This window comes from Pseudomonas sp. FW305-7 (assembly GCF_058786735.1).
In genome coordinates this window covers 163,468-180,999 of sequence record NZ_JBYSZA010000009.1, presented here as the reverse complement: position 1 = coordinate 180,999, position 17,532 = coordinate 163,468, and the positions used below count along the sequence as shown (strand labels likewise).

Here is a 17,532-nt window from a genome sequence, read left to right as displayed (position 1 = left end):
GTGTCGGCGCAAACTTATATCACGCCGACATTGTTGGCGATACTTGCGAATCTAACCTTTCACCTTCTTTACGACGCTGTCGCAATTGGCTGTGTAGATGTCGCAAATTCACAGTACCGATGCAATCGGACCGACAACTTTTTCGCTGTTTTTCTAGCCTTTTGCATCGCTAAAAAAGAGTCCCTGGCAAAACACTTGAATCTCCATCGGGCAACCCTGCCACTATTTTCTTCGGGCTTAAGGCTCCCACTTCCCGTGGTGCGCTTATAGTCCATATGAGTACGAATGCAACAAGCGTGCACAAACCGCAATATCGGTGCGGTTATTTTTTAGAACGCTTGTCTTTACCTGTAAAAGCCTCATGAATACGGGGCGCCAAGCCCCTTTCTATCAGGGCTTGACGCGATTGTTTCTATGGTGTTGCCGCACAGCTTCAAGCGCGCGACAACCAAAAACGTTACCGGTTCACCCCACCAGTGAGTATTCGGCGGATGCCCGACGCACTGAGCGTAGACGCACTGTGCGGTTTTGGTGCAAAAAAATTTACCCGCTGTACCGTATTCATACAGTTCAGGCTATGGGTGCTTTGTGCTCACCTCAGGTTTTTTCAACCATTTCAGCGTGATGCTCCCGTTTCGGGTTCCGTACTGGTGCAGGGTTTCGATAAATGTCACATCTCGGGGCGCTCAATCGGTACTGCCGTCGTGAAGGCGAGCGCTTTCGCAGGTATGCTGCCGGTCTGTCGCTTGGCGCGCCGCACTTGGGCGGGGCCGCTAAGCTCAATTATGTAGATCAGCCGGGAGTGCGCGCAGTGTTTGCTTTAGATTCACGACTTCAACAGGACACGCTGGCAATCGGCGACTTCCCGCTCTGCCGTCTGCTGCTGTCCAACGACGCCAACTACCCATGGTTCATCCTGGTGCCTCGTCGCGACGATATCAGCGAGTTGTTTCAGTTGGATGTCGCTGATCAGCAACAGCTATGGCTGGAAACCACAGCACTGGCCGAGTTGCTCAAGGACTTGTTCGATGCCGACAAAATGAACGTCGCGACTCTGGGTAACGTGGTCAGCCAGATGCACATGCATGTGATCGTTCGTAAACGTGACGACGCTGCATGGCCGGCCCCGGTCTGGGGCAGGCATCCGGCAAAGCCTTATAGCAGCGAGCAGGTGGCGGCCATCCGCGCGCGGTTGCGTGTGGTGCTGACCGAAGATTTCACCTTTGTGGAGGGCTGAATCATGAGCCTGGAACAACGTGTTACCGAACTGGAAAGCCGTCTGGCGTTTCAGGACGACACCATTCAGGCGTTGAACGACGTGCTGGTGGCGCAGCAGCGCGTGGTCGAGCGTCTGCAATTGCAGATGGCCGCGCTGCTCAAGCGTCAGGAAGAAATGGTCGGGCAGTTCGAGTCCTTCGAAGAAGAGGCGCCGCCGCCGCATTATTGAGGCGGGCACTTTCCGCCAGGCGAAAAAAAACCGCGAACAGCACGCTGCTCGCGGTTTTTTTATGCCTTGGATCAGCGACGCGGCAGAGCGGCGATCACGTCCTCGGCTTGCAGGCCTTTGTCCCGGTTCATTACCGAGAACTCCACGCGCTGGCCTTCAACCAGAACGCGGTGGCCTTCGCCACGGATTGCACGAAAGTGCACGAAAATATCATCGCCGGAATCCCGGGAGATAAAGCCGAAGCCTTTGGACGTGTTGAACCACTTGACGGTGCCGGTATCGCGGTTGGTCATGTCGTAGTTGGTTGGCGCGGCAGCCGGTGAAGATCGATAGAAGCTGACGGCCAGGTGTACAACCACGGCAACCAGGGCAATCACCAGACTGAACAACACGGCTGGCTGGCCGGCGATGACGGGCATCGGCGCGATCAGGGTCAGGGTTTGCAGGACGACGGTCAGCACCAGAAGAGCGCTGGCCAGATTTTGCAGATGCTGGCGTGGACCTTTGTTCCAGTAAGGAATTACGGGAGCAATGATCAGGTTCAGCAGGCCGAAGAAGGCCAGGTAAAGTGCATCGGGTTGTTGCAGGTAGGGAACGGCTTCGGATTTCAAGCTAGGTATGAACGACAGCAGCAAGGCCGCTGCGCCCATTAGCAGGTGGACGATTTTCAACATTTTGATTGGCTCACGTTATGACGGCTCACAAGGAAGAGCTGAAGGCGCACGGTTCGCTTCGCAACAAAATAAGAGGCGGTAGGCACGTACACGGCATCAGCCTATGCGCAACACCCCGGAAAATGGGGCATGGCGACACACTGCCTATTTAACAGCAAAGCCTGCGGCTACTCAAATCAGCCCGGCCAGCGGCAAGGCGGCCGGTCGATTTGTCGCAGGGTGTGCGCTGATTCGGGGCTGCGGGGTGTCGACAGCCTTGCTAGAGTGGGTCTGCACCTGTTGGATGAATTCAATCGCCGTTAGGGGGTAAACATGGCAATCGATATCGGTATCAGTGAAGAGGATCGCAAGTCCATCGTCGAAGGACTGTCGCGTCTGCTGTCGGACACCTACGTGCTGTATCTGAAAACCCATAACTTCCACTGGAACGTCACCGGTCCGATGTTCCGAACGCTGCACTTGATGTTCGAAGAGCAATACAACGAGTTGGCGCTGGCCGTTGACCTGATCGCCGAGCGCATTCGCGCGCTGGGTTTTCCGGCGCCGGGCGCCTATGCCACCTATGCACGTCTTTCTTCGATCAAGGAGGAGGTCGGTGTGCCGAGTGCCGAGGACATGATCAGGCAACTGGTCGACGGTCAGGAAGCGGTGACCCGCACCGCGCGCGGTATCTTCCCGCTGCTCGACAAGGTCAGCGATGAACCGACGGCTGACTTGCTGACCCAGCGCATGCAGGTCCACGAGAAAACCGCGTGGATGTTGCGCGCCTTGCTGGAAGCCTGACCCCCGGCGCGCGGGCATGCCTTGGGCGTGCCCGCGTCGTCCGGAATCTTACCTCTGTCGTCGGCTTATCCTACGGTGATGGTCAATAAGTCATCTGGATATAACTTTGTGTCTGCGTTTTGATGAGGTCACAGGATGTGGCTTTGCAAACAGGTAGAGATGACAAAGGAGTGTCACCGATATGGTAGAGGGAGACAGGCGAGGCGACAGGATCGTCGGCTTGCCGCATGAGCTGAAATTCGATCCGTTCGCCAATGAATTCGACATGTCACTGATTCAGCCGTTGTCACGATCCGTGCGATTGAACGGCTACGCGACATGCCTGCGGCTGGAACAGATTTACTGGAATATCCTCGGCAACATGGCCGCAGACAATTGCTGTTCGATCAGTTCGCTGTTGTCCCACGTCGACCGTGAGGTGCATTTGCGTCACGGCGGGGTCAAAAATTTCAGCGCGCTGGTGCGAGTGGTGTGTGTCATGAATGGGGTCAGGGAAGCCAAATCGGCGAAACCAGCCTGAAACAGCGGTTGCAAAGGAGGTGGCGGCCTGTGCAGTCTTACGGCTGCACAGGCCGCATTTAATGGATATAATCCCGCTCTTTCGCCGCAAAGCCCTGCGCGCGGTGGCAATCTGATCGCCGAGACACCCCCATGCCGATGTACGATTACCAATGCGCTTCCTGTGGTCATCAGTTGGAAGCCATTCAAAAGATCAGCGAGGCTCCGCTGGTCGACTGCCCTGCCTGCCAGGCGCCAGAGCTCAAGAAACAGCTGTCCATGCCGGGCTTTCGCCTCAGCGGCAGCGGTTGGTACGAAACCGATTTCAAGACCGGAACCAAGAAGAACCTGGCCGGTGGCGACAAAGCTGACTAGGGTTCAAACCCAGGTTGAACGACACGCGTGAGTTTCCGGGCAGCTTCAGTGCGCCGGGATCTCCACCGAATATCGAATGACGAGAAGCGAACCATTATCATGATGCGCAGCCACTATTGCGGCCAACTGAACGAAAGCCTGGAAGGCCAGGAAATTACCCTTTGCGGATGGGTTCACCGTCGCCGCGACCACGGCGGGGTGATTTTCCTCGATATCCGTGATCGTGACGGTCTGGCCCAGGTGGTGTTCGATCCGGATCGCGCCGAGAGCTTCGCCGCCGCCGATCGCGTGCGCAGTGAATACGTGGTGAAGATCACCGGTAAGGTACGTCCGCGTCCGGCCGGTGCCACCAACGCCAACATGGCGTCGGGCATGATCGAAGTGCTGGGCTACGAACTGGAAGTCATGAACGAAGCGGAAACCCCGCCGTTCCCGCTCAACGAGTTCTCCGACGTGGGCGAAGAAACCCGTCTGCGCTACCGCTTCCTCGACCTGCGTCGTCCGGAAATGGCCGAGAAGCTGCGTTTGCGTTCGCGCATGACCACCAGCATCCGTCGCTTCCTCGACGAGAACGGCTTCCTCGACGTCGAAACGCCGATCCTCACCCGTGCGACTCCGGAAGGCGCTCGTGACTATCTGGTGCCGAGTCGTACCCACCCGGGTTCGTTTTTCGCGCTGCCGCAATCGCCTCAGCTGTTCAAGCAACTGCTGATGGTTGCTGGCTTCGACCGTTACTACCAGATCGCCAAGTGCTTCCGCGACGAAGACCTGCGTGCCGACCGTCAGCCAGAATTCACCCAGATCGACATCGAGACCAGCTTCCTCGATGAAAAAGACATCATGGGCCTCACCGAACAAATGATCCGCAACCTGTTCAAGGAAGTGCTGGATCTGGAATTCGGCGAATTCCCGCACATGACCTTCGAAGAAGCCATGCGCCGCTACGGTTCCGACAAGCCAGACCTGCGTATTCCGCTGGAACTGGTCGACGTTGCCGACCAGCTCAAGGAAGTTGAATTCAAGGTCTTCAGTGGCCCGGCCAACGATCCGAAATGCCGTATCGCCGCACTGCGCGTTCCTGGCGGGGCGAGCATGCCGCGCAAGCAGATCGACGACTACACCAAGTTCGTCGGCATCTATGGTGCCAAGGGCCTGGCGTACATCAAGGTCAACGAGCGCGCTGCCGGTGTTGACGGTTTGCAATCGCCGATCGTGAAAAACATCCCTGAAGACAAGCTGAACGTGATCCTCGATCGTGTCGGCGCAGTCGATGGTGACATCGTGTTCTTCGGTGCCGACAAGGCCAAGATCGTCAGCGAAGCTCTGGGCGCGCTGCGTATCAAGCTCGGTCACGACCTGAACCTGCTGACCTGCAAGTGGGCGCCAATGTGGGTCGTCGACTTCCCGATGTTCGAAGAGAACGACGACGGCAGTTTCTCCGCACTGCACCACCCGTTCACCGCACCGAAGTGCACGCCGGAAGAGCTGGAAGCCAACCCGGCCGGCGCGCTGTCCCGTGCTTACGACATGGTGCTGAACGGCACTGAGCTGGGTGGCGGTTCGATCCGTATTCACCGCAAGGAAATGCAGCAAGCAGTGTTCCGCCTGTTGGGTATCAACGAAGCGGAACAGGAAGAGAAATTCGGCTTCCTGCTCGATGCGCTGAAGTACGGTGCACCGCCGCACGGTGGTCTGGCCTTCGGTCTGGACCGTCTGGTGATGCTGATGACCGGCGCCCAGTCGATCCGTGAAGTGATCGCCTTCCCCAAAACCCAGAGCGCTGCCGACGTCATGACGCAAGCGCCGGGTGTGGTGGACGCCAAGGCGCTGCGCGAGCTGCACATTCGTTTGCGCGAAACGCCAAAGGCTGAGTGAGACGGGCCTGAAGGCGCATCTTCGGATGCGCCTTTTTTCTTTCTATAGAGATCAGGTCGAGATTTTTTTGTTTGCCGGCCGGCGCGGTTTTGCGCGGCGGGCAACGTTTCAAAGAGAATTCGGAGCGAGTTATGGCAGGTCATTCCAAGTGGGCGAACATCAAGCACCGCAAAGAACGTCAGGATGCCAAGAGAGGCAAGATCTTCACCAAGTGGATCCGTGAGCTGACCGTTGCGGCCCGTCAGGGTGGCGGCGATCCGGGTTCCAACCCGCGTTTGCGTCTGGCCCTGGACAAAGCGTTGAGCGCGAACATGAGTCGCGACATCATCGATCGCGCGGTTGCGCGCGGCGCCGGTGCGACCGAAGCGGACAACGTTGAAGAGCTGACCTACGAAGGTTACGGCCCGGGCGGCGTGGCGGTGATGGTCGAGTGCATGACCGACAACCGCAACCGTACCGCCGCCGCCGTGCGCCATGCGTTCAGCAAGTGTGGCGGCAACCTCGGCACTGACGGTTCGGTAGCGTACCTGTTCGAGCGCAAGGGCCAGATCAGCTTTGCGCCGGGTGTCGACGAAGACGCACTGACCGAAGCGGCGCTGGAAGCCGATGCCGATGACGTGGTCAGCCACGAAGACGGCTCGATCGATGTGTTTACCTCGTTCACCAGCTTCTACGCGGTGCGTAATGCGCTGGAGGCCGCTGGTTTCAAAGGTGATGACGCCGAAATCGTCATGCAACCGACCACCAGTGCCGAACTGGACCTGGAGGGCGCCGAGAAGGTACTCAAGCTGATCGATATGCTTGAGGATCTGGACGACGTGCAGAACGTCTATTCGAACGCGGATATTCCGGAAGACGTGGCCGCTCAGCTCGGTTAAGAGCGACTAGGCTTCAATGTGGGAGCTGGCTTGCCAGCGATGGCGTCGGCACATCAGACAATGATGGCGTCTGACACTCCGTCATCGCTGGCAAGCCAGCTCCCACATTTGTTTTTGTGTTATTTCGAACCCGCAGGCGTTATGACTTTAATTCTTGGTATCGACCCCGGTTCGCGTATCACCGGTTACGGCGTTGTTCGCGATACCGGACGCGGTGGTTGCATTTACGTGGCCTCGGGCTGTATTCGCACCGGCGCCGGCGAACTGCATGAGCGTTTGCAAATCGTCTATCGCGGCGTGCGTGAAATCATTCAGACCTATGGCCCCGTGACCATGGGCATCGAAAAGGTGTTCATGGCGAAAAACGCCGATTCGGCACTCAAGCTCGGGCAGGCCCGTGGAGCTGCCATTGTCGCTGGCGCCGAAGAGTGTCTGGAAATCGCCGAATACACCGCGACTCAGGTCAAGCAAGCGGTAGTGGGCACCGGCGCGGCGAACAAAGAGCAGGTGCAGATGATGGTCATGCACATGCTCAAGCTGACCAGCAAACCGCAAATCGACGCATCCGATGCCCTGGCCATTGCCATTTGTCACGCGCATACCCGCTCCAGTCTGTTGCCGCATGGCTTGGGAACGGCACGCAGTCGTGGCGGGCGCCTGCGTCTCTGATAGCATCAGCAATCAAATTTTTCGCAAGGTGAGTTTCATGCCTGGGTCGTCGGCCTGTAGCGCACCTTCCGTCAGTCGCCAGCCCACGGCTGGCCAACGCTCAAGGATCTGAAACGTGATTGGACGCTTGCGCGGCACCCTGGCTGAAAAACAGCCGCCGCACCTGATTCTCGATGTAAACGGCCTCGGGTATGAGCTGGAAGTGCCCATGACCACGCTTTATCGGTTGCCGTCGGTCGGTGAGCCACTGACCCTGCACACCCACTTGGTCGTACGCGAAGACGCGCAGTTACTCTATGGTTTTGCCGGCAAGCGTGAGCGAGACTTTTTTCGCGAGTTGATCCGTCTCAATGGTGTCGGGCCAAAACTGGCCTTGGCCCTCATGTCGAGCCTGGAGGTCGATGAGCTGGTCCGCTGCGTGCAATCCCAGGACACCTCGGCGCTGACCAAGGTGCCAGGCGTGGGCAAGAAAACCGCCGAGCGTCTGCTGGTTGAACTCAAGGATCGCTTCAAGGCCTGGGAAACCTCGCCGACCATGTTTGCCCTGGTGCCGAACCAGCCTGACGGCCCGGCGCCGGTCAACACCGCCGAGAACGATGCTGTGAGTGCGCTGATTTCCCTGGGCTACAAGCCGCAGGAAGCGAGCAAGGCGATTACCGCCATCAAGGACAAGAATTTGAGCAGTGAAGACCTGATCCGCCGCGCCCTGAAGGGAATGATTTAAGTGATTGAAGCTGATCGTCTGATCGCCGCCGCGCACAGTCCGCGCGAGCGCGAAGAAGTCCAGGACCGGGCCATTCGCCCGGTCAGCCTGGCCGACTATATCGGCCAGCCGACCGTGCGCGAGCAGATGGAACTGTTTATCCAGGCTGCCCGTGGCCGCAGTGAATCCCTTGATCACACGCTGATTTTCGGCCCGCCGGGTCTGGGTAAAACCACGCTGGCCAACATCATTGCCCAGGAAATGGGCGTGTCGATCAAGAGCACGTCGGGGCCGGTGCTGGAACGGCCGGGTGATCTGGCCGCGTTGTTGACGAACCTTGAACCGCACGACGTGTTGTTCATCGATGAAATTCATCGCCTGTCGCCGATCGTTGAAGAAGTGCTGTATCCGGCGATGGAAGATTTCCAGCTCGACATCATGATCGGCGAGGGCCCTGCGGCGCGTTCGATCAAGCTCGATCTGCCGCCGTTTACCCTGGTCGGGGCAACCACGCGCGCCGGCATGCTGACCAATCCGTTGCGTGACCGCTTCGGTATCGTCCAGCGTCTTGAGTTCTACAGCACGGCGGATCTGGCAACGATTGTCGGGCGTTCAGCGAATATTCTCGGTCTGCCGCTGGATCCGGAGGGCGCTTTCGAAATCGCTCGTCGCGCCCGTGGTACGCCGCGAATTGCCAACCGTCTGCTGCGTCGGGTGCGGGACTTTGCCGAGGTGCGCGCCAAGGGGCACATCACTAAATCGGTGGCCGATCTGGCGCTGAACCTGCTGGATGTCGACGAGCACGGTTTCGATCACCAGGACCGGCGTCTGCTGCTGACCATGATCGAGAAGTTCGATGGCGGTCCGGTCGGGATCGACAGTCTCGCTGCGGCAATCAGTGAAGAACGCCACACCATTGAAGATGTGCTGGAACCGTACCTGATCCAGCAGGGCTACATCATGCGCACACCACGGGGCAGGGTGGTGACGCGGCATGCGTATCTGCATTTCGGTTTAAACATTCCGTCACGAATGGGTGAGATGCCCGTGGCAGACGAGTTTCTCGATGCCGTGGACGATTAATACACATTTGTTGTCGATTTATTCAGGGTTTGTACTGTCTGACGACGGTACTTTTGCGGTAAAGCCTTTGAACAATGAAAAACAGTTGCCTCGCCGGATTGGCAACCTGAGGAGTAAGCACTAGAGTATGCGCGCGCAAAACGGGCTTGAGCCGTTCGCACATCGTTGTCGCGTTTATTACGAGGACACCGATGCGGGCGGCATCGTGTATTACGTTAATTACCTCAAGTTTATGGAACGGGCTCGAACCGAGCGGCTCCGCGAGCTGGGCTTTGCTCAATCGCAGCTTGCCGGGGAGGATCTGTTGTTTGTCGTGCACTCCAGCGAAGCGCGCTACCACGCGCCGGCGCGACTGGACGACGAACTGCTGGTAAGCGCTGATGTAATCGAATTGAACCGTGCCAGCCTGCGCTTCAAACAGCAGGTCAGGCGGGCGACGGATAATGTGCTGCTCTGTGAAGGGCAGTTTTTGGTGGCCTGTGTGCGCACTAACAGTTTGAAACCCCGGGCCCTTCCCGAAGACTTGCGTGCGGCCTTCGCCGACGCGGTCGGTCCGGGTACACACTCAAAGCAGGAGATAAAGCGTGGAAGCTAACGTCGTCGACCATTCCTCCATGTGGAGCCTGGTCAGCAATGCCAGCATCGTGGTGCAGTTGGTAATGTTGACTCTGGTGGCCGCATCGGTGACCTCATGGATCATGATCTTTCAGCGCAGCAACCTGCTGCGTGCCGGTCGACGTGCCCTGGAGAGCTTCGAAGAGCGCTTCTGGTCGGGTATCGACCTGTCCAAACTGTACCGTCAGGCCGGCAGCAACCCTGACCCGGATTCGGGCGTCGAGCAGATCTTCCGTGCCGGTTTCAAAGAGTTCTCCCGTCTGCGTCAGCAGCCAGGTGTCGACCCTGAAGCGGTGATGGAAGGTGTGGCCCGGGCCATGCGCGTCGCCATCTCCCGTGAAGAAGAGAAACTGGAGCAGAGCCTGCCGTTTCTCGCCACCGTCGGTTCGGTCAGCCCGTACATCGGTCTGTTCGGTACCGTGTGGGGCATCATGAACTCCTTCCGCGGTCTGGCCAGCGCCCAGCAAGCGACCCTGGCCACCGTAGCCCCGGGTATCGCCGAAGCCCTGATCGCCACAGCGATCGGTCTGTTCGCCGCGATCCCTGCGGTCATCGCTTACAACCGTTTTGCTGCCCGCAGCGAAACCTTGCTGGGCCGCTACTACACCTTCGCCGATGAATTCCAGGCGATCCTGCACCGCAAAGTGCACACCAGCGAAGAATAAGCAGGTAATTTCCAATGGCTTTAATCGCTCGAGCTCGCAAAAAGCGCAAGCCGGTCGCCGAGATGAACGTAGTGCCTTACATCGACGTGATGTTGGTACTGCTGGTCATCTTCATGGTGACCGCGCCGATGCTCAATCAGGGCGTGAAAGTTGATCTGCCCAAGGTTTCCAGCGAAGCCTTGCCGCAGGACAACAACACTCAGGTCCTGACCATTTCGATCAAGGCTGACAAGACCTACTACTGGAACCTTGGCAGCGAAGTCGACACCGAGAAGCAGCAGGACAGGGCCATGACCCTGCCGCAAATGACCGATGCGGTGACCAAGATCATTCGCGCCGGCACCGAAGGCGGCAAGCGTACGCAGGTCTTTATCCGCGGCGACAAAACCGTTGATTATGGTTCCGTCATGGGCGCCATGGGCGGATTGCAGAAAGCCGGGGTCGGTAATGTTGGTTTGATTACCGAGGCCCCCTGATGCAGCAACTGCGAGAGCCGTCCGCCTCGGAAAGCTACTTCTGGCCTAGTGTCTGGGCGATTGTCTTGCACGTGCTGGTGTTCGGCATGCTGTTTGTCAGTTTCGCCTTCACACCAGAGCTGCCGCCGGCCAAGCCGATTGTCCAGGCGACCCTGTACCAACTGAAATCGAAAAGTCAGGCAACCACCCAGACCAATCAGAAGATTGCGGGTGAGGCGAAGAAATCCGCCGCGCGCCAGACCGAAGTCGAGCAGATGGAGCAGAAAAAGGTCGAGCAGGAAGCGGTGAAAGCTGCGGAACAAAAGAAAGAAGAAGCGGCTCAAAAGGCCGAGGAAGCCAAGAAGGCCGACGAGGCTAAAAAAGCGGACGAGGCGAAGAAGGCTGATGATGCCAAGAAAGCCGACGACGCGAAAAAAGCCGAGGCCAAGAAGGCAGAAGAGAAACAATTGGCTGATATAGCCAAGAAGAAGGCTGAAGAAGAGGCTAAGGAAGAAGCCAAGAAAGAAGCCGCTGAAGAAGCCAAGAAGAAAATCGTCGAAGACGCGAAGAAGAAAGCCGCCGAAGACGCCAAGAAGAAAGCAGAAGCTGAAGAGGCGAAGAAGAAGATCGCCGACGAAGCGAAGAAGAAAGCTGCTGCCGATGCTGCGAAGAAGAAAGCGCAGGATGCGGCACGTAAATCGACCGAAGACAAAAAGGCTCAGGCCTTGGCTGATTTGCTTTCCGACACGCCGCAGCGCCAGCAGGCCTTGGCCGATGAGCAGGGTGACGAAGTCGCGGGCAGTTTCGATGACCTGATTCGTGCGCGAGCAGCAGAAGGTTGGGCTCGTCCACCTTCGGCACGCAAAGGCATGACGGTCGTGCTGCAAATCGGCATGTTGCCGGACGGTACGGTGACTTCGGTCAGCGTGGCCAAATCCAGTGGCGACGGTCCGTTCGATGCTTCGGCAGTGGCGGCAGTGAAGAATATTGGACGTTTGACAGAAATGCAGGGAATGAAGGCGAGCGATTTCGCTCCATATCGTTCATTCAAGATGACATTCACACCTGAGGACTTAGCCTTGTGAGAAACCTTCTTCGAGGAATGCTGGTCGTGATCTGCTGCATGGCAGGGATCGCGATGGCTGATGAAAAGAACATTCTGGTCACCAGTGGTAGCGATCGGGCAACGCCGATCGCTGTTGTACCGTTCGGTTTCCAGGGCGGTGCAGTCCTGCCGGACGACATGGCTGAAATTATTGGTAACGATTTGCGCAACTCGGGCTACTACTCGCCGATTCCAAAGCAAAACATGATCAGCCAGCCAAGCCAGCCGAGCGAAATCATCTTCCGTGACTGGAAGGCGGTGGGTGCTCAATACATGATGGTTGGCAGCATCGTTCCAGCAGGCGGTCGTCTGCAGGTGCAATGGGCACTGTTCAACGTCGCCACCGAGCAGAAAGTGGCCGACGGCAGTGTCTCCGGTACTACCGAGCAGCTGCGCGACATGGCGCACTACATCTCGGACCAGTCGTTTGAAAAACTCACCGGCATTAAAGGTGCGTTTTCCACCCGTCTGCTGTACGTAACGGCTGAGCGCTTCTCCGAGAAGAACACCCGTTACACCCTGCAGCGTTCGGACTACGACGGTGCCCGCGCCGTGACACTGCTGCAATCGCGCGAGCCGATCCTGTCGCCGCGTTTTGCACCGGATGGCAAGCGTATCGCCTACGTGTCGTTCGAACAGAAGCGTCCGCGCATCTTCATGCAGAACATCGACACCGGTCGCCGTGAGCAGATCACCAACTTTGAAGGCCTGAACGGCGCGCCAGCCTGGTCGCCGGATGGCAATCGCCTGGCGTTCGTACTGTCAAAAGACGGTAACCCGGACATCTATGTGATGAACCTCGGTTCGCGTCAGATCACCCGTGTAACCGCGGGCCCTGGCATCAACACCGAACCGTACTGGGGCAAGGATGGCTCGACCATCTACTTCACGTCCGACCGTGGCGGCAAGCCACAGATCTATAAAACCAGCGCCAGTGGCGGCGGTGCGGAGCGAGTGACCTTTATCGGTAACTACAACGCCAACCCGAAACTGTCGGCTGACGAAAAGACTCTGGTGATGATCCATCGCCAGGATGGCTTCACCAATTTCAAGGTGGCGGCCCAGGATTTGCAGCGAGGTAGTGTAAAGATCCTCACTGATAGCACTCTGGACGAGTCACCTACTGTTGCGCCCAACGGCACCATGGTAATCTACGCCACCCGCCAGCAGGGCCGGGGAGTCTTGATGCTCGTGTCCATTAATGGACGCGTGAGGCTCCCGCTTCCTACCGCTCAAGGCGAAGTCAGAGAACCGTCCTGGTCCCCTTACCTGAACTGACGCGGCGCTTTACGTTTTACTTAACACACTGGGGTTCATTAGGAGTTTCACGATGGAAATGCTGAAGTTTGGTAAATTTGCTGCGCTGGCTCTGGCCATGGCTGTAGCTGTAGGTTGCTCGTCCAAAGGCGGCGACAACGCCGGTGAAGGCGCTGTTGATCCAAACGCTGGTTACGGCGCAAACACTGGTGCCGTTGACGGTTCCCTGAGCGAAGAAGCTGCTCTGCGCGCAATCACCACCTTCTACTTCGAATACGACAGCTCGGACCTGAAGCCAGAAGCCATGCGCGCTCTGGACGTTCACGCCAAAGACCTGAAAGCTAACGGCGCTCGCGTTGTTCTGGAAGGCAACACCGACGAACGTGGTACTCGTGAGTACAACATGGCACTGGGCGAGCGTCGTGCGAAAGCCGTTCAACGCTACCTGGTACTGCAAGGTGTTTCCCCAGCTCAGCTGGAACTGGTTTCCTACGGCGAAGAGCGTCCAGTTGCTACCGGCAACGACGAGCAGTCCTGGGCTCAAAACCGTCGCGTCGAACTGCGTAAGTAATTCGATATGCGAACGTGCCGTCGTGCTGTAACTGTTCTGGCTCTCAGCCTCGCGCCGCTTGCGGCTTGGGCTGCGGTTCCTGTGGTCGATGACAACTCCGGTTATAACAATAGCGGGAGTAGTTATCCGCCTGCGGGTTACGGTACGAACGGCGCCTATGCCGGGGGAGCGGCTTCGGCCCCTGCCTCGGCACAAGGCATGCTGTTCAACCAACTGCAACAAATGCAGGATCAGATTTCGCGCCAGCAAGGCGTGATTGAAGAACTGCAGAATCAGGTTGCGCGCATGAAGCAAGAATCCCTGGAGCGATACCAGGATCTTGATCGGCGCATAGGATCCGGTGTTGCACCTGCCGCGACTCCTGAGAATTCTTCTGCCGGTGGCGATGCAAGTGCTGCTGCCGGTGCTGCCGCTGGCGCCGGGGCTGCTGCCCAGGCACCTGCTGCAAGTAGTGAACCGGGTGATCCGGCCAAGGAAAAGCTGTATTACGATGCCGCTTTCGACCTGATCAAAGCCAAGGATTTCGACAAGGCCAGCCAGGCCTTCGCCGCTTTCCTGCGTAAATACCCGAACAGCCAGTACGCGGGCAATGCCCAGTACTGGTTGGGTGAAGTGAACCTGGCCAAAGGTGATCTGCAAGGTGCAGGTCAGGCGTTTGCCAAGGTATCGCAGCTGTATCCCAAGCATGCCAAAGTGCCGGATTCGCTGTACAAGCTCGCCGATGTAGAGCGCCGTCTCGGTCACACCGACAAGGTCAAAGGCATCCTGCAGCAGGTGGTGGCCCAATATCCGGGCACGTCCGCCGCGCAGTTGGCCCAGCGCGATCTGCAACGCATGTAACGCAGCTTACCCGTTTGGAAGAAACCCGCGCTTGTCGCGGGTTTTTTCGTTAGAATTCACGCCCTTTTTCTGAAACACGCTTCTTGTGGTCTACGCGTTGGCGGGATTGCCTGAAGTGCCTGACGGAGGCGGACAGCCTGTTTAGCTGTTACGCCCGTGGCGACTATGCAAGACACATTGAGAATCACCGAAGTTTTCTACTCTTTGCAGGGGGAAACGCGGACCGCCGGGCTGCCCACGGTTTTTGTGCGCCTGACTGGTTGCCCATTGCGTTGCCAATACTGCGACAGTGCCTATGCGTTCAGTGGCGGGACAATCCGCACCCTCGACGACATCCTTGAACAAGTAGCCGGGTTTCGACCGCGCTACGTGTGCGTCACCGGCGGTGAGCCACTGGCACAGCCGAACGCCATTCCTTTGCTCAAACAGTTGTGTGATGCCGGTTACGAGGTTTCGCTGGAAACCAGCGGCGCCCTTGACGTTTCGGCTGTCGATCCGCGCGTCAGTCGCGTGGTCGACTTGAAGACGCCGGGTTCGAAAGAAGCTCACCGCAACCGTTACGAAAATATCGAACTGCTGACCCCGAACGATCAGGTGAAGTTTGTCATCTGCTCGCGGGAAGACTACGACTGGGCGGTTTCCAAGCTGATTCAGTACGGACTGGATCGACGCGCCGGCGAAGTGCTGTTCTCGCCTAGCCACCATGACCTGAATGCTCGGGATCTGGCGGACTGGGTGGTGGCAGACAATTTGCCGGTACGCCTGCAATTGCAGTTGCATAAATATCTTTGGAACGATGAGCCGGGGCGCTGACATGACCGAACAACTGAACACCACCGAAAAACGTGCGGTCATCCTGCTGTCCGGCGGCCTCGACTCGGCAACCGTCGTGGCCATGGCACGCGCCGAAGGCTATAGCTGCTACACCATGAGTTTCGATTACGGCCAGCGCTCTCACGCAGAATTGCACGCTGCTGCCCGCGTTGCCCGGGATCTGGGTGTGGTCGAACACAAGGTGATCGGCCTCAACCTGAACGGCATGGGCGGCTCGGCACTGACTGATAGCAGCATCGACATTCCGGAGGAGCTGGGTGAGGGCATCCCGGTCACTTATGTGCCGGCGCGCAATACCGTTTTTCTGTCTCTGGCGCTGGGTTGGGCTGAAGTGCTCGGCGCTCGCGACATCTTCATCGGTGTGAACGCCGTGGACTATTCCGGTTACCCGGATTGCCGTCCCGAGTTCATCGAGTCGTTCGAACGCATGGCCAATCTGGCGACCAAGGCCGGTGTCGAGGGCAATGGCTTCCGTATCCAGGCCCCGTTGCAGAATTTGAGCAAGGCGCAAATCGTTCAGGCAGGCGTGAAGCTTGGTGTCGATTACGGCCTCACCGTTTCCTGCTATCAGGCCGATAATGACGGCCGCGCATGCGGCAAATGCGACAGCTGCCGCCTGCGTGCAGAAGGCTTTGCGGCAGCCGGAGTGGAGGATCCAACACCTTATTTTTGATTTTTTTCAAAAAGGTGTTGAATAGTCCTTAAAAATCAGTATTATACGCGCCACCACACAGCGGGTCGTTAGCTCAGTTGGTAGAGCAGTTGGCTTTTAACCAATTGGTCGTAGGTTCGAATCCCACACGACCCACCATATTTGGCGGTTTAGAAAATCCGGAAGGCCCACGAAAGTGAGGATTTCCGGGTTTTTTTTTGCCTGCAATTCGGGCGTCTGCTCTTTCAGTGCCAGCGGCGCTGACGCAGGTCAGAATCATCTTTTGTATCAACGGGATATTCTGTAGCCTTGCGCAGCTTCAACGCTGTCCGTGCCTGATAAAACTCACTCTCCCGGCGGTACCCTCAAGCGGTCCGGAGCCGGGTGTATACTCGACTTTCGCGCGAACGCGCCTGCAGGTCTTGCGAACATGACGCAGATTTCCGAACGCCTTCTGGTTCAAGCCCATCTCGATGCCAAACAGCCCAAACCGCTGACGGCCGAGGAAGAGGCTTATTACCGTTCAGCCATCGCCGCCGAGCTCAAGGCTCAGGACGCGGTGTTGGTTGCCCATTTTTATTGCGACCCGGTGATTCAGGCTCTGGCCGAAGAAACCGGCGGCTGTGTCTCCGACTCCCTGGAGATGGCTCGCTTCGGCAATGCTCATCCGGCCAAGACCGTAGTGGTCGCCGGCGTGAAGTTCATGGGCGAGACCGCGAAGATTCTCAATCCTGAAAAACGTGTGCTGATGCCAACTCTGGAAGCGACTTGCTCGCTCGACCTGGGTTGCCCGGTGGACGAGTTCTCGGCGTTCTGCGATCAGCATCCAGAGCGCACGGTAGTGGTTTACGCCAACACTTCCGCTGCCGTGAAGGCGCGGGCCGACTGGGTGGTGACATCGAGCTGCGCACTGGAAATCGTCGAAAGCCTGATGGACAACGGCGAGACCATCATCTGGGGGCCGGACAAGCATCTGGGCACTTATATCCAACGCAAGACCGGCGCCGACATGCTGCTCTGGGACGGTGCCTGCATCGTCCATGAAGAGTTCAAGTCCAAGCAGCTCGAAGACATGAAAGCGCTGTACCCGGACGCGGCAATTCTGGTGCACCCGGAATCGCCGACGTCGGTGATCGAACTGGCCGATGCCGTCGGCTCCACCAGCCAATTGATCGCTGCTGCGCAGACGCTGCCGAACAAGACGCTGATTGTCGCCACCGACCGAGGCATCTTCTACAAGATGCAGCAGCTGTGCCCGGACAAGGTCTTCATCGAGGCGCCAACCGCCGGTAACGGCGCCGCGTGCCGCAGTTGCGCACATTGCCCGTGGATGGCCATGAATACCCTTGAGCGCACGCTCAAGAGCTTGAAGGAAGGGACGAACGAGATCTTTGTCGATCCGGCGTTGATTCCGCAGGCGATTCGACCGTTGAAGCGGATGCTGGACTTTACGCAAGCGGCGCGGATGAAGCTGGCCGGTAACGCCTGAGGTCTTTCAGGCAACAAAAAAACCTGTAGGAGTGAGCCTGCTTGCGATAGCGTTGTGTCAGATA

General features: G+C 57.9%; 21 protein-coding genes and 1 tRNA gene. 21 read left to right on the top strand and 1 reads right to left on the bottom strand.

Translation table 11 applies throughout. The features are described from left to right. The first annotated feature begins 811 nt into the window (after positions 1-811). Together AC3WMT_RS14000 and AC3WMT_RS13995 are read left to right on the top strand one after the other, a co-directional pair. Positions 812-1,237: an HIT domain-containing protein gene (locus tag AC3WMT_RS14000; RefSeq protein ID WP_103303949.1), complete on the top strand. Its 426-nt coding sequence runs from the start codon at positions 812-814 to the stop codon at positions 1,235-1,237. Positions 1,238-1,240: 3 nt separating this feature from the next. Next, entirely contained in the window at positions 1,241-1,447 is a 207-nt protein-coding gene (locus AC3WMT_RS13995; RefSeq protein WP_103303950.1) for a SlyX family protein, read from the top strand. 71 nt (positions 1,448-1,518) lie between these two features. Here AC3WMT_RS13995 and AC3WMT_RS13990 read toward each other — a convergent pair whose 3' ends face one another. After that, a complete protein-coding gene (locus AC3WMT_RS13990; protein ID WP_103303951.1) occupies positions 1,519-2,121 on the bottom strand; it encodes a cold-shock protein in 603 nt (200 codons plus the stop codon). 312 nt (positions 2,122-2,433) lie between these two features. Here AC3WMT_RS13990 and AC3WMT_RS13985 point away from each other — a divergent pair, with 312 nt between their 5' ends. The 19 genes from AC3WMT_RS13985 to nadA all read left to right on the top strand — a co-directional run bounded on the left by AC3WMT_RS13985 (position 2,434) and on the right by nadA (position 17,468). Then, complete coding sequence (locus tag AC3WMT_RS13985) at positions 2,434-2,904, top strand: Dps family protein (RefSeq protein ID WP_103303952.1); 471 nt, start codon at positions 2,434-2,436, stop codon at positions 2,902-2,904. A gap of 181 nt (positions 2,905-3,085) precedes the next feature. Continuing rightward, a complete protein-coding gene (locus AC3WMT_RS13980) occupies positions 3,086-3,424 on the top strand; it encodes a ribbon-helix-helix domain-containing protein (RefSeq protein WP_103303953.1) in 339 nt (112 codons plus the stop codon). Positions 3,425-3,555: 131 nt separating this feature from the next. Continuing rightward, a complete protein-coding gene (locus AC3WMT_RS13975) occupies positions 3,556-3,777 on the top strand; it encodes an FmdB family zinc ribbon protein (RefSeq protein WP_103303954.1) in 222 nt (73 codons plus the stop codon). A gap of 99 nt (positions 3,778-3,876) precedes the next feature. Further along, positions 3,877-5,652, top strand: coding sequence for an aspartate--tRNA ligase (aspS, locus tag AC3WMT_RS13970; RefSeq protein WP_103303955.1), 1,776 nt, complete (start codon positions 3,877-3,879; stop codon positions 5,650-5,652). Between the two features lie 131 nt (positions 5,653-5,783). Next, on the top strand, positions 5,784-6,530 hold the full coding sequence (locus AC3WMT_RS13965) for a YebC/PmpR family DNA-binding transcriptional regulator (protein ID WP_007912738.1): 747 nt from the start codon (positions 5,784-5,786) through the stop codon (positions 6,528-6,530). A gap of 141 nt (positions 6,531-6,671) precedes the next feature. Then, positions 6,672-7,199 carry a crossover junction endodeoxyribonuclease RuvC gene (gene ruvC / locus AC3WMT_RS13960; protein WP_103303956.1) on the top strand — a complete coding sequence of 176 codons (528 nt, stop codon included), beginning with the start codon at positions 6,672-6,674 and terminating at the stop codon, positions 7,197-7,199. Between the two features lie 115 nt (positions 7,200-7,314). Further along, on the top strand, positions 7,315-7,923 hold the full coding sequence (ruvA, locus tag AC3WMT_RS13955; RefSeq protein ID WP_103303957.1) for a Holliday junction branch migration protein RuvA: 609 nt from the start codon (positions 7,315-7,317) through the stop codon (positions 7,921-7,923). Further along, positions 7,924-8,985: a Holliday junction branch migration DNA helicase RuvB gene (gene ruvB / locus AC3WMT_RS13950; RefSeq protein WP_047599519.1), complete on the top strand. Its 1,062-nt coding sequence runs from the start codon at positions 7,924-7,926 to the stop codon at positions 8,983-8,985. Positions 8,986-9,112: 127 nt separating this feature from the next. Further along, complete coding sequence (gene ybgC / locus AC3WMT_RS13945) at positions 9,113-9,580, top strand: tol-pal system-associated acyl-CoA thioesterase (protein ID WP_077574280.1); 468 nt, start codon at positions 9,113-9,115, stop codon at positions 9,578-9,580. Then, complete coding sequence (gene tolQ / locus AC3WMT_RS13940; protein WP_008080223.1) at positions 9,570-10,265, top strand: protein TolQ; 696 nt, start codon at positions 9,570-9,572, stop codon at positions 10,263-10,265. The genes ybgC and tolQ overlap by 11 nt, the downstream gene beginning before the upstream one ends. A gap of 23 nt (positions 10,266-10,288) precedes the next feature. Further along, positions 10,289-10,741, top strand: coding sequence for a protein TolR (gene tolR, locus AC3WMT_RS13935; protein WP_161806672.1), 453 nt, complete (start codon positions 10,289-10,291; stop codon positions 10,739-10,741). Beyond that, positions 10,741-11,805, top strand: coding sequence for a cell envelope integrity protein TolA (gene tolA / locus AC3WMT_RS13930; RefSeq protein WP_103303958.1), 1,065 nt, complete (start codon positions 10,741-10,743; stop codon positions 11,803-11,805). Before tolR ends, tolA begins: the two co-directional genes overlap by 1 nt. Before the next feature lie 17 nt (positions 11,806-11,822). Next, complete coding sequence (tolB, locus tag AC3WMT_RS13925) at positions 11,823-13,103, top strand: Tol-Pal system beta propeller repeat protein TolB (protein WP_171057245.1); 1,281 nt, start codon at positions 11,823-11,825, stop codon at positions 13,101-13,103. A gap of 52 nt (positions 13,104-13,155) precedes the next feature. After that, positions 13,156-13,653, top strand: coding sequence for a peptidoglycan-associated lipoprotein Pal (pal, locus tag AC3WMT_RS13920; protein ID WP_003178634.1), 498 nt, complete (start codon positions 13,156-13,158; stop codon positions 13,651-13,653). A 6-nt stretch (positions 13,654-13,659) separates the two neighbouring features. Continuing rightward, positions 13,660-14,493 carry a tol-pal system protein YbgF gene (gene ybgF, locus AC3WMT_RS13915; RefSeq protein ID WP_007912724.1) on the top strand — a complete coding sequence of 278 codons (834 nt, stop codon included), beginning with the start codon at positions 13,660-13,662 and terminating at the stop codon, positions 14,491-14,493. A gap of 165 nt (positions 14,494-14,658) precedes the next feature. Further along, positions 14,659-15,306, top strand: a complete 648-nt coding sequence (gene queE / locus AC3WMT_RS13910) for a 7-carboxy-7-deazaguanine synthase QueE (RefSeq protein WP_103303960.1) — start codon at positions 14,659-14,661, stop codon at positions 15,304-15,306. A 1-nt stretch (position 15,307) separates the two neighbouring features. After that, complete coding sequence (gene queC / locus AC3WMT_RS13905) at positions 15,308-16,000, top strand: 7-cyano-7-deazaguanine synthase QueC (protein WP_103303961.1); 693 nt, start codon at positions 15,308-15,310, stop codon at positions 15,998-16,000. A gap of 62 nt (positions 16,001-16,062) precedes the next feature. Further along, positions 16,063-16,138, top strand: a tRNA-Lys gene (locus AC3WMT_RS13900). A 271-nt stretch (positions 16,139-16,409) separates the two neighbouring features. Continuing rightward, positions 16,410-17,468 carry a quinolinate synthase NadA gene (gene nadA / locus AC3WMT_RS13895; RefSeq protein WP_103303962.1) on the top strand — a complete coding sequence of 353 codons (1,059 nt, stop codon included), beginning with the start codon at positions 16,410-16,412 and terminating at the stop codon, positions 17,466-17,468. Positions 17,469-17,532: the final 64 nt, after the last annotated feature.

Coding starts and splice junctions, on each gene's coding strand:
- AC3WMT_RS13995 (WP_103303950.1), top strand. CDS start 1,241: ATGAGCCTGGAACAACGTGTTACCGAACTGGAAAGCCGTCTGGCGTTT.
- AC3WMT_RS13990 (WP_103303951.1), bottom strand. CDS start 2,121: ATGTTGAAAATCGTCCACCTGCTAATGGGCGCAGCGGCCTTGCTGCTG.
- AC3WMT_RS13985 (WP_103303952.1), top strand. CDS start 2,434: ATGGCAATCGATATCGGTATCAGTGAAGAGGATCGCAAGTCCATCGTC.
- AC3WMT_RS13980 (WP_103303953.1), top strand. CDS start 3,086: ATGGTAGAGGGAGACAGGCGAGGCGACAGGATCGTCGGCTTGCCGCAT.
- AC3WMT_RS13975 (WP_103303954.1), top strand. CDS start 3,556: ATGCCGATGTACGATTACCAATGCGCTTCCTGTGGTCATCAGTTGGAA.
- aspS (WP_103303955.1), top strand. CDS start 3,877: ATGATGCGCAGCCACTATTGCGGCCAACTGAACGAAAGCCTGGAAGGC.
- AC3WMT_RS13965 (WP_007912738.1), top strand. CDS start 5,784: ATGGCAGGTCATTCCAAGTGGGCGAACATCAAGCACCGCAAAGAACGT.
- ruvC (WP_103303956.1), top strand. CDS start 6,672: ATGACTTTAATTCTTGGTATCGACCCCGGTTCGCGTATCACCGGTTAC.
- ybgC (WP_077574280.1), top strand. CDS start 9,113: ATGCGCGCGCAAAACGGGCTTGAGCCGTTCGCACATCGTTGTCGCGTT.
- tolA (WP_103303958.1), top strand. CDS start 10,741: ATGCAGCAACTGCGAGAGCCGTCCGCCTCGGAAAGCTACTTCTGGCCT.
- tolB (WP_171057245.1), top strand. CDS start 11,823: ATGCTGGTCGTGATCTGCTGCATGGCAGGGATCGCGATGGCTGATGAA.
- pal (WP_003178634.1), top strand. CDS start 13,156: ATGGAAATGCTGAAGTTTGGTAAATTTGCTGCGCTGGCTCTGGCCATG.
- ybgF (WP_007912724.1), top strand. CDS start 13,660: ATGCGAACGTGCCGTCGTGCTGTAACTGTTCTGGCTCTCAGCCTCGCG.
- queE (WP_103303960.1), top strand. CDS start 14,659: ATGCAAGACACATTGAGAATCACCGAAGTTTTCTACTCTTTGCAGGGG.
- queC (WP_103303961.1), top strand. CDS start 15,308: ATGACCGAACAACTGAACACCACCGAAAAACGTGCGGTCATCCTGCTG.
- nadA (WP_103303962.1), top strand. CDS start 16,410: ATGACGCAGATTTCCGAACGCCTTCTGGTTCAAGCCCATCTCGATGCC.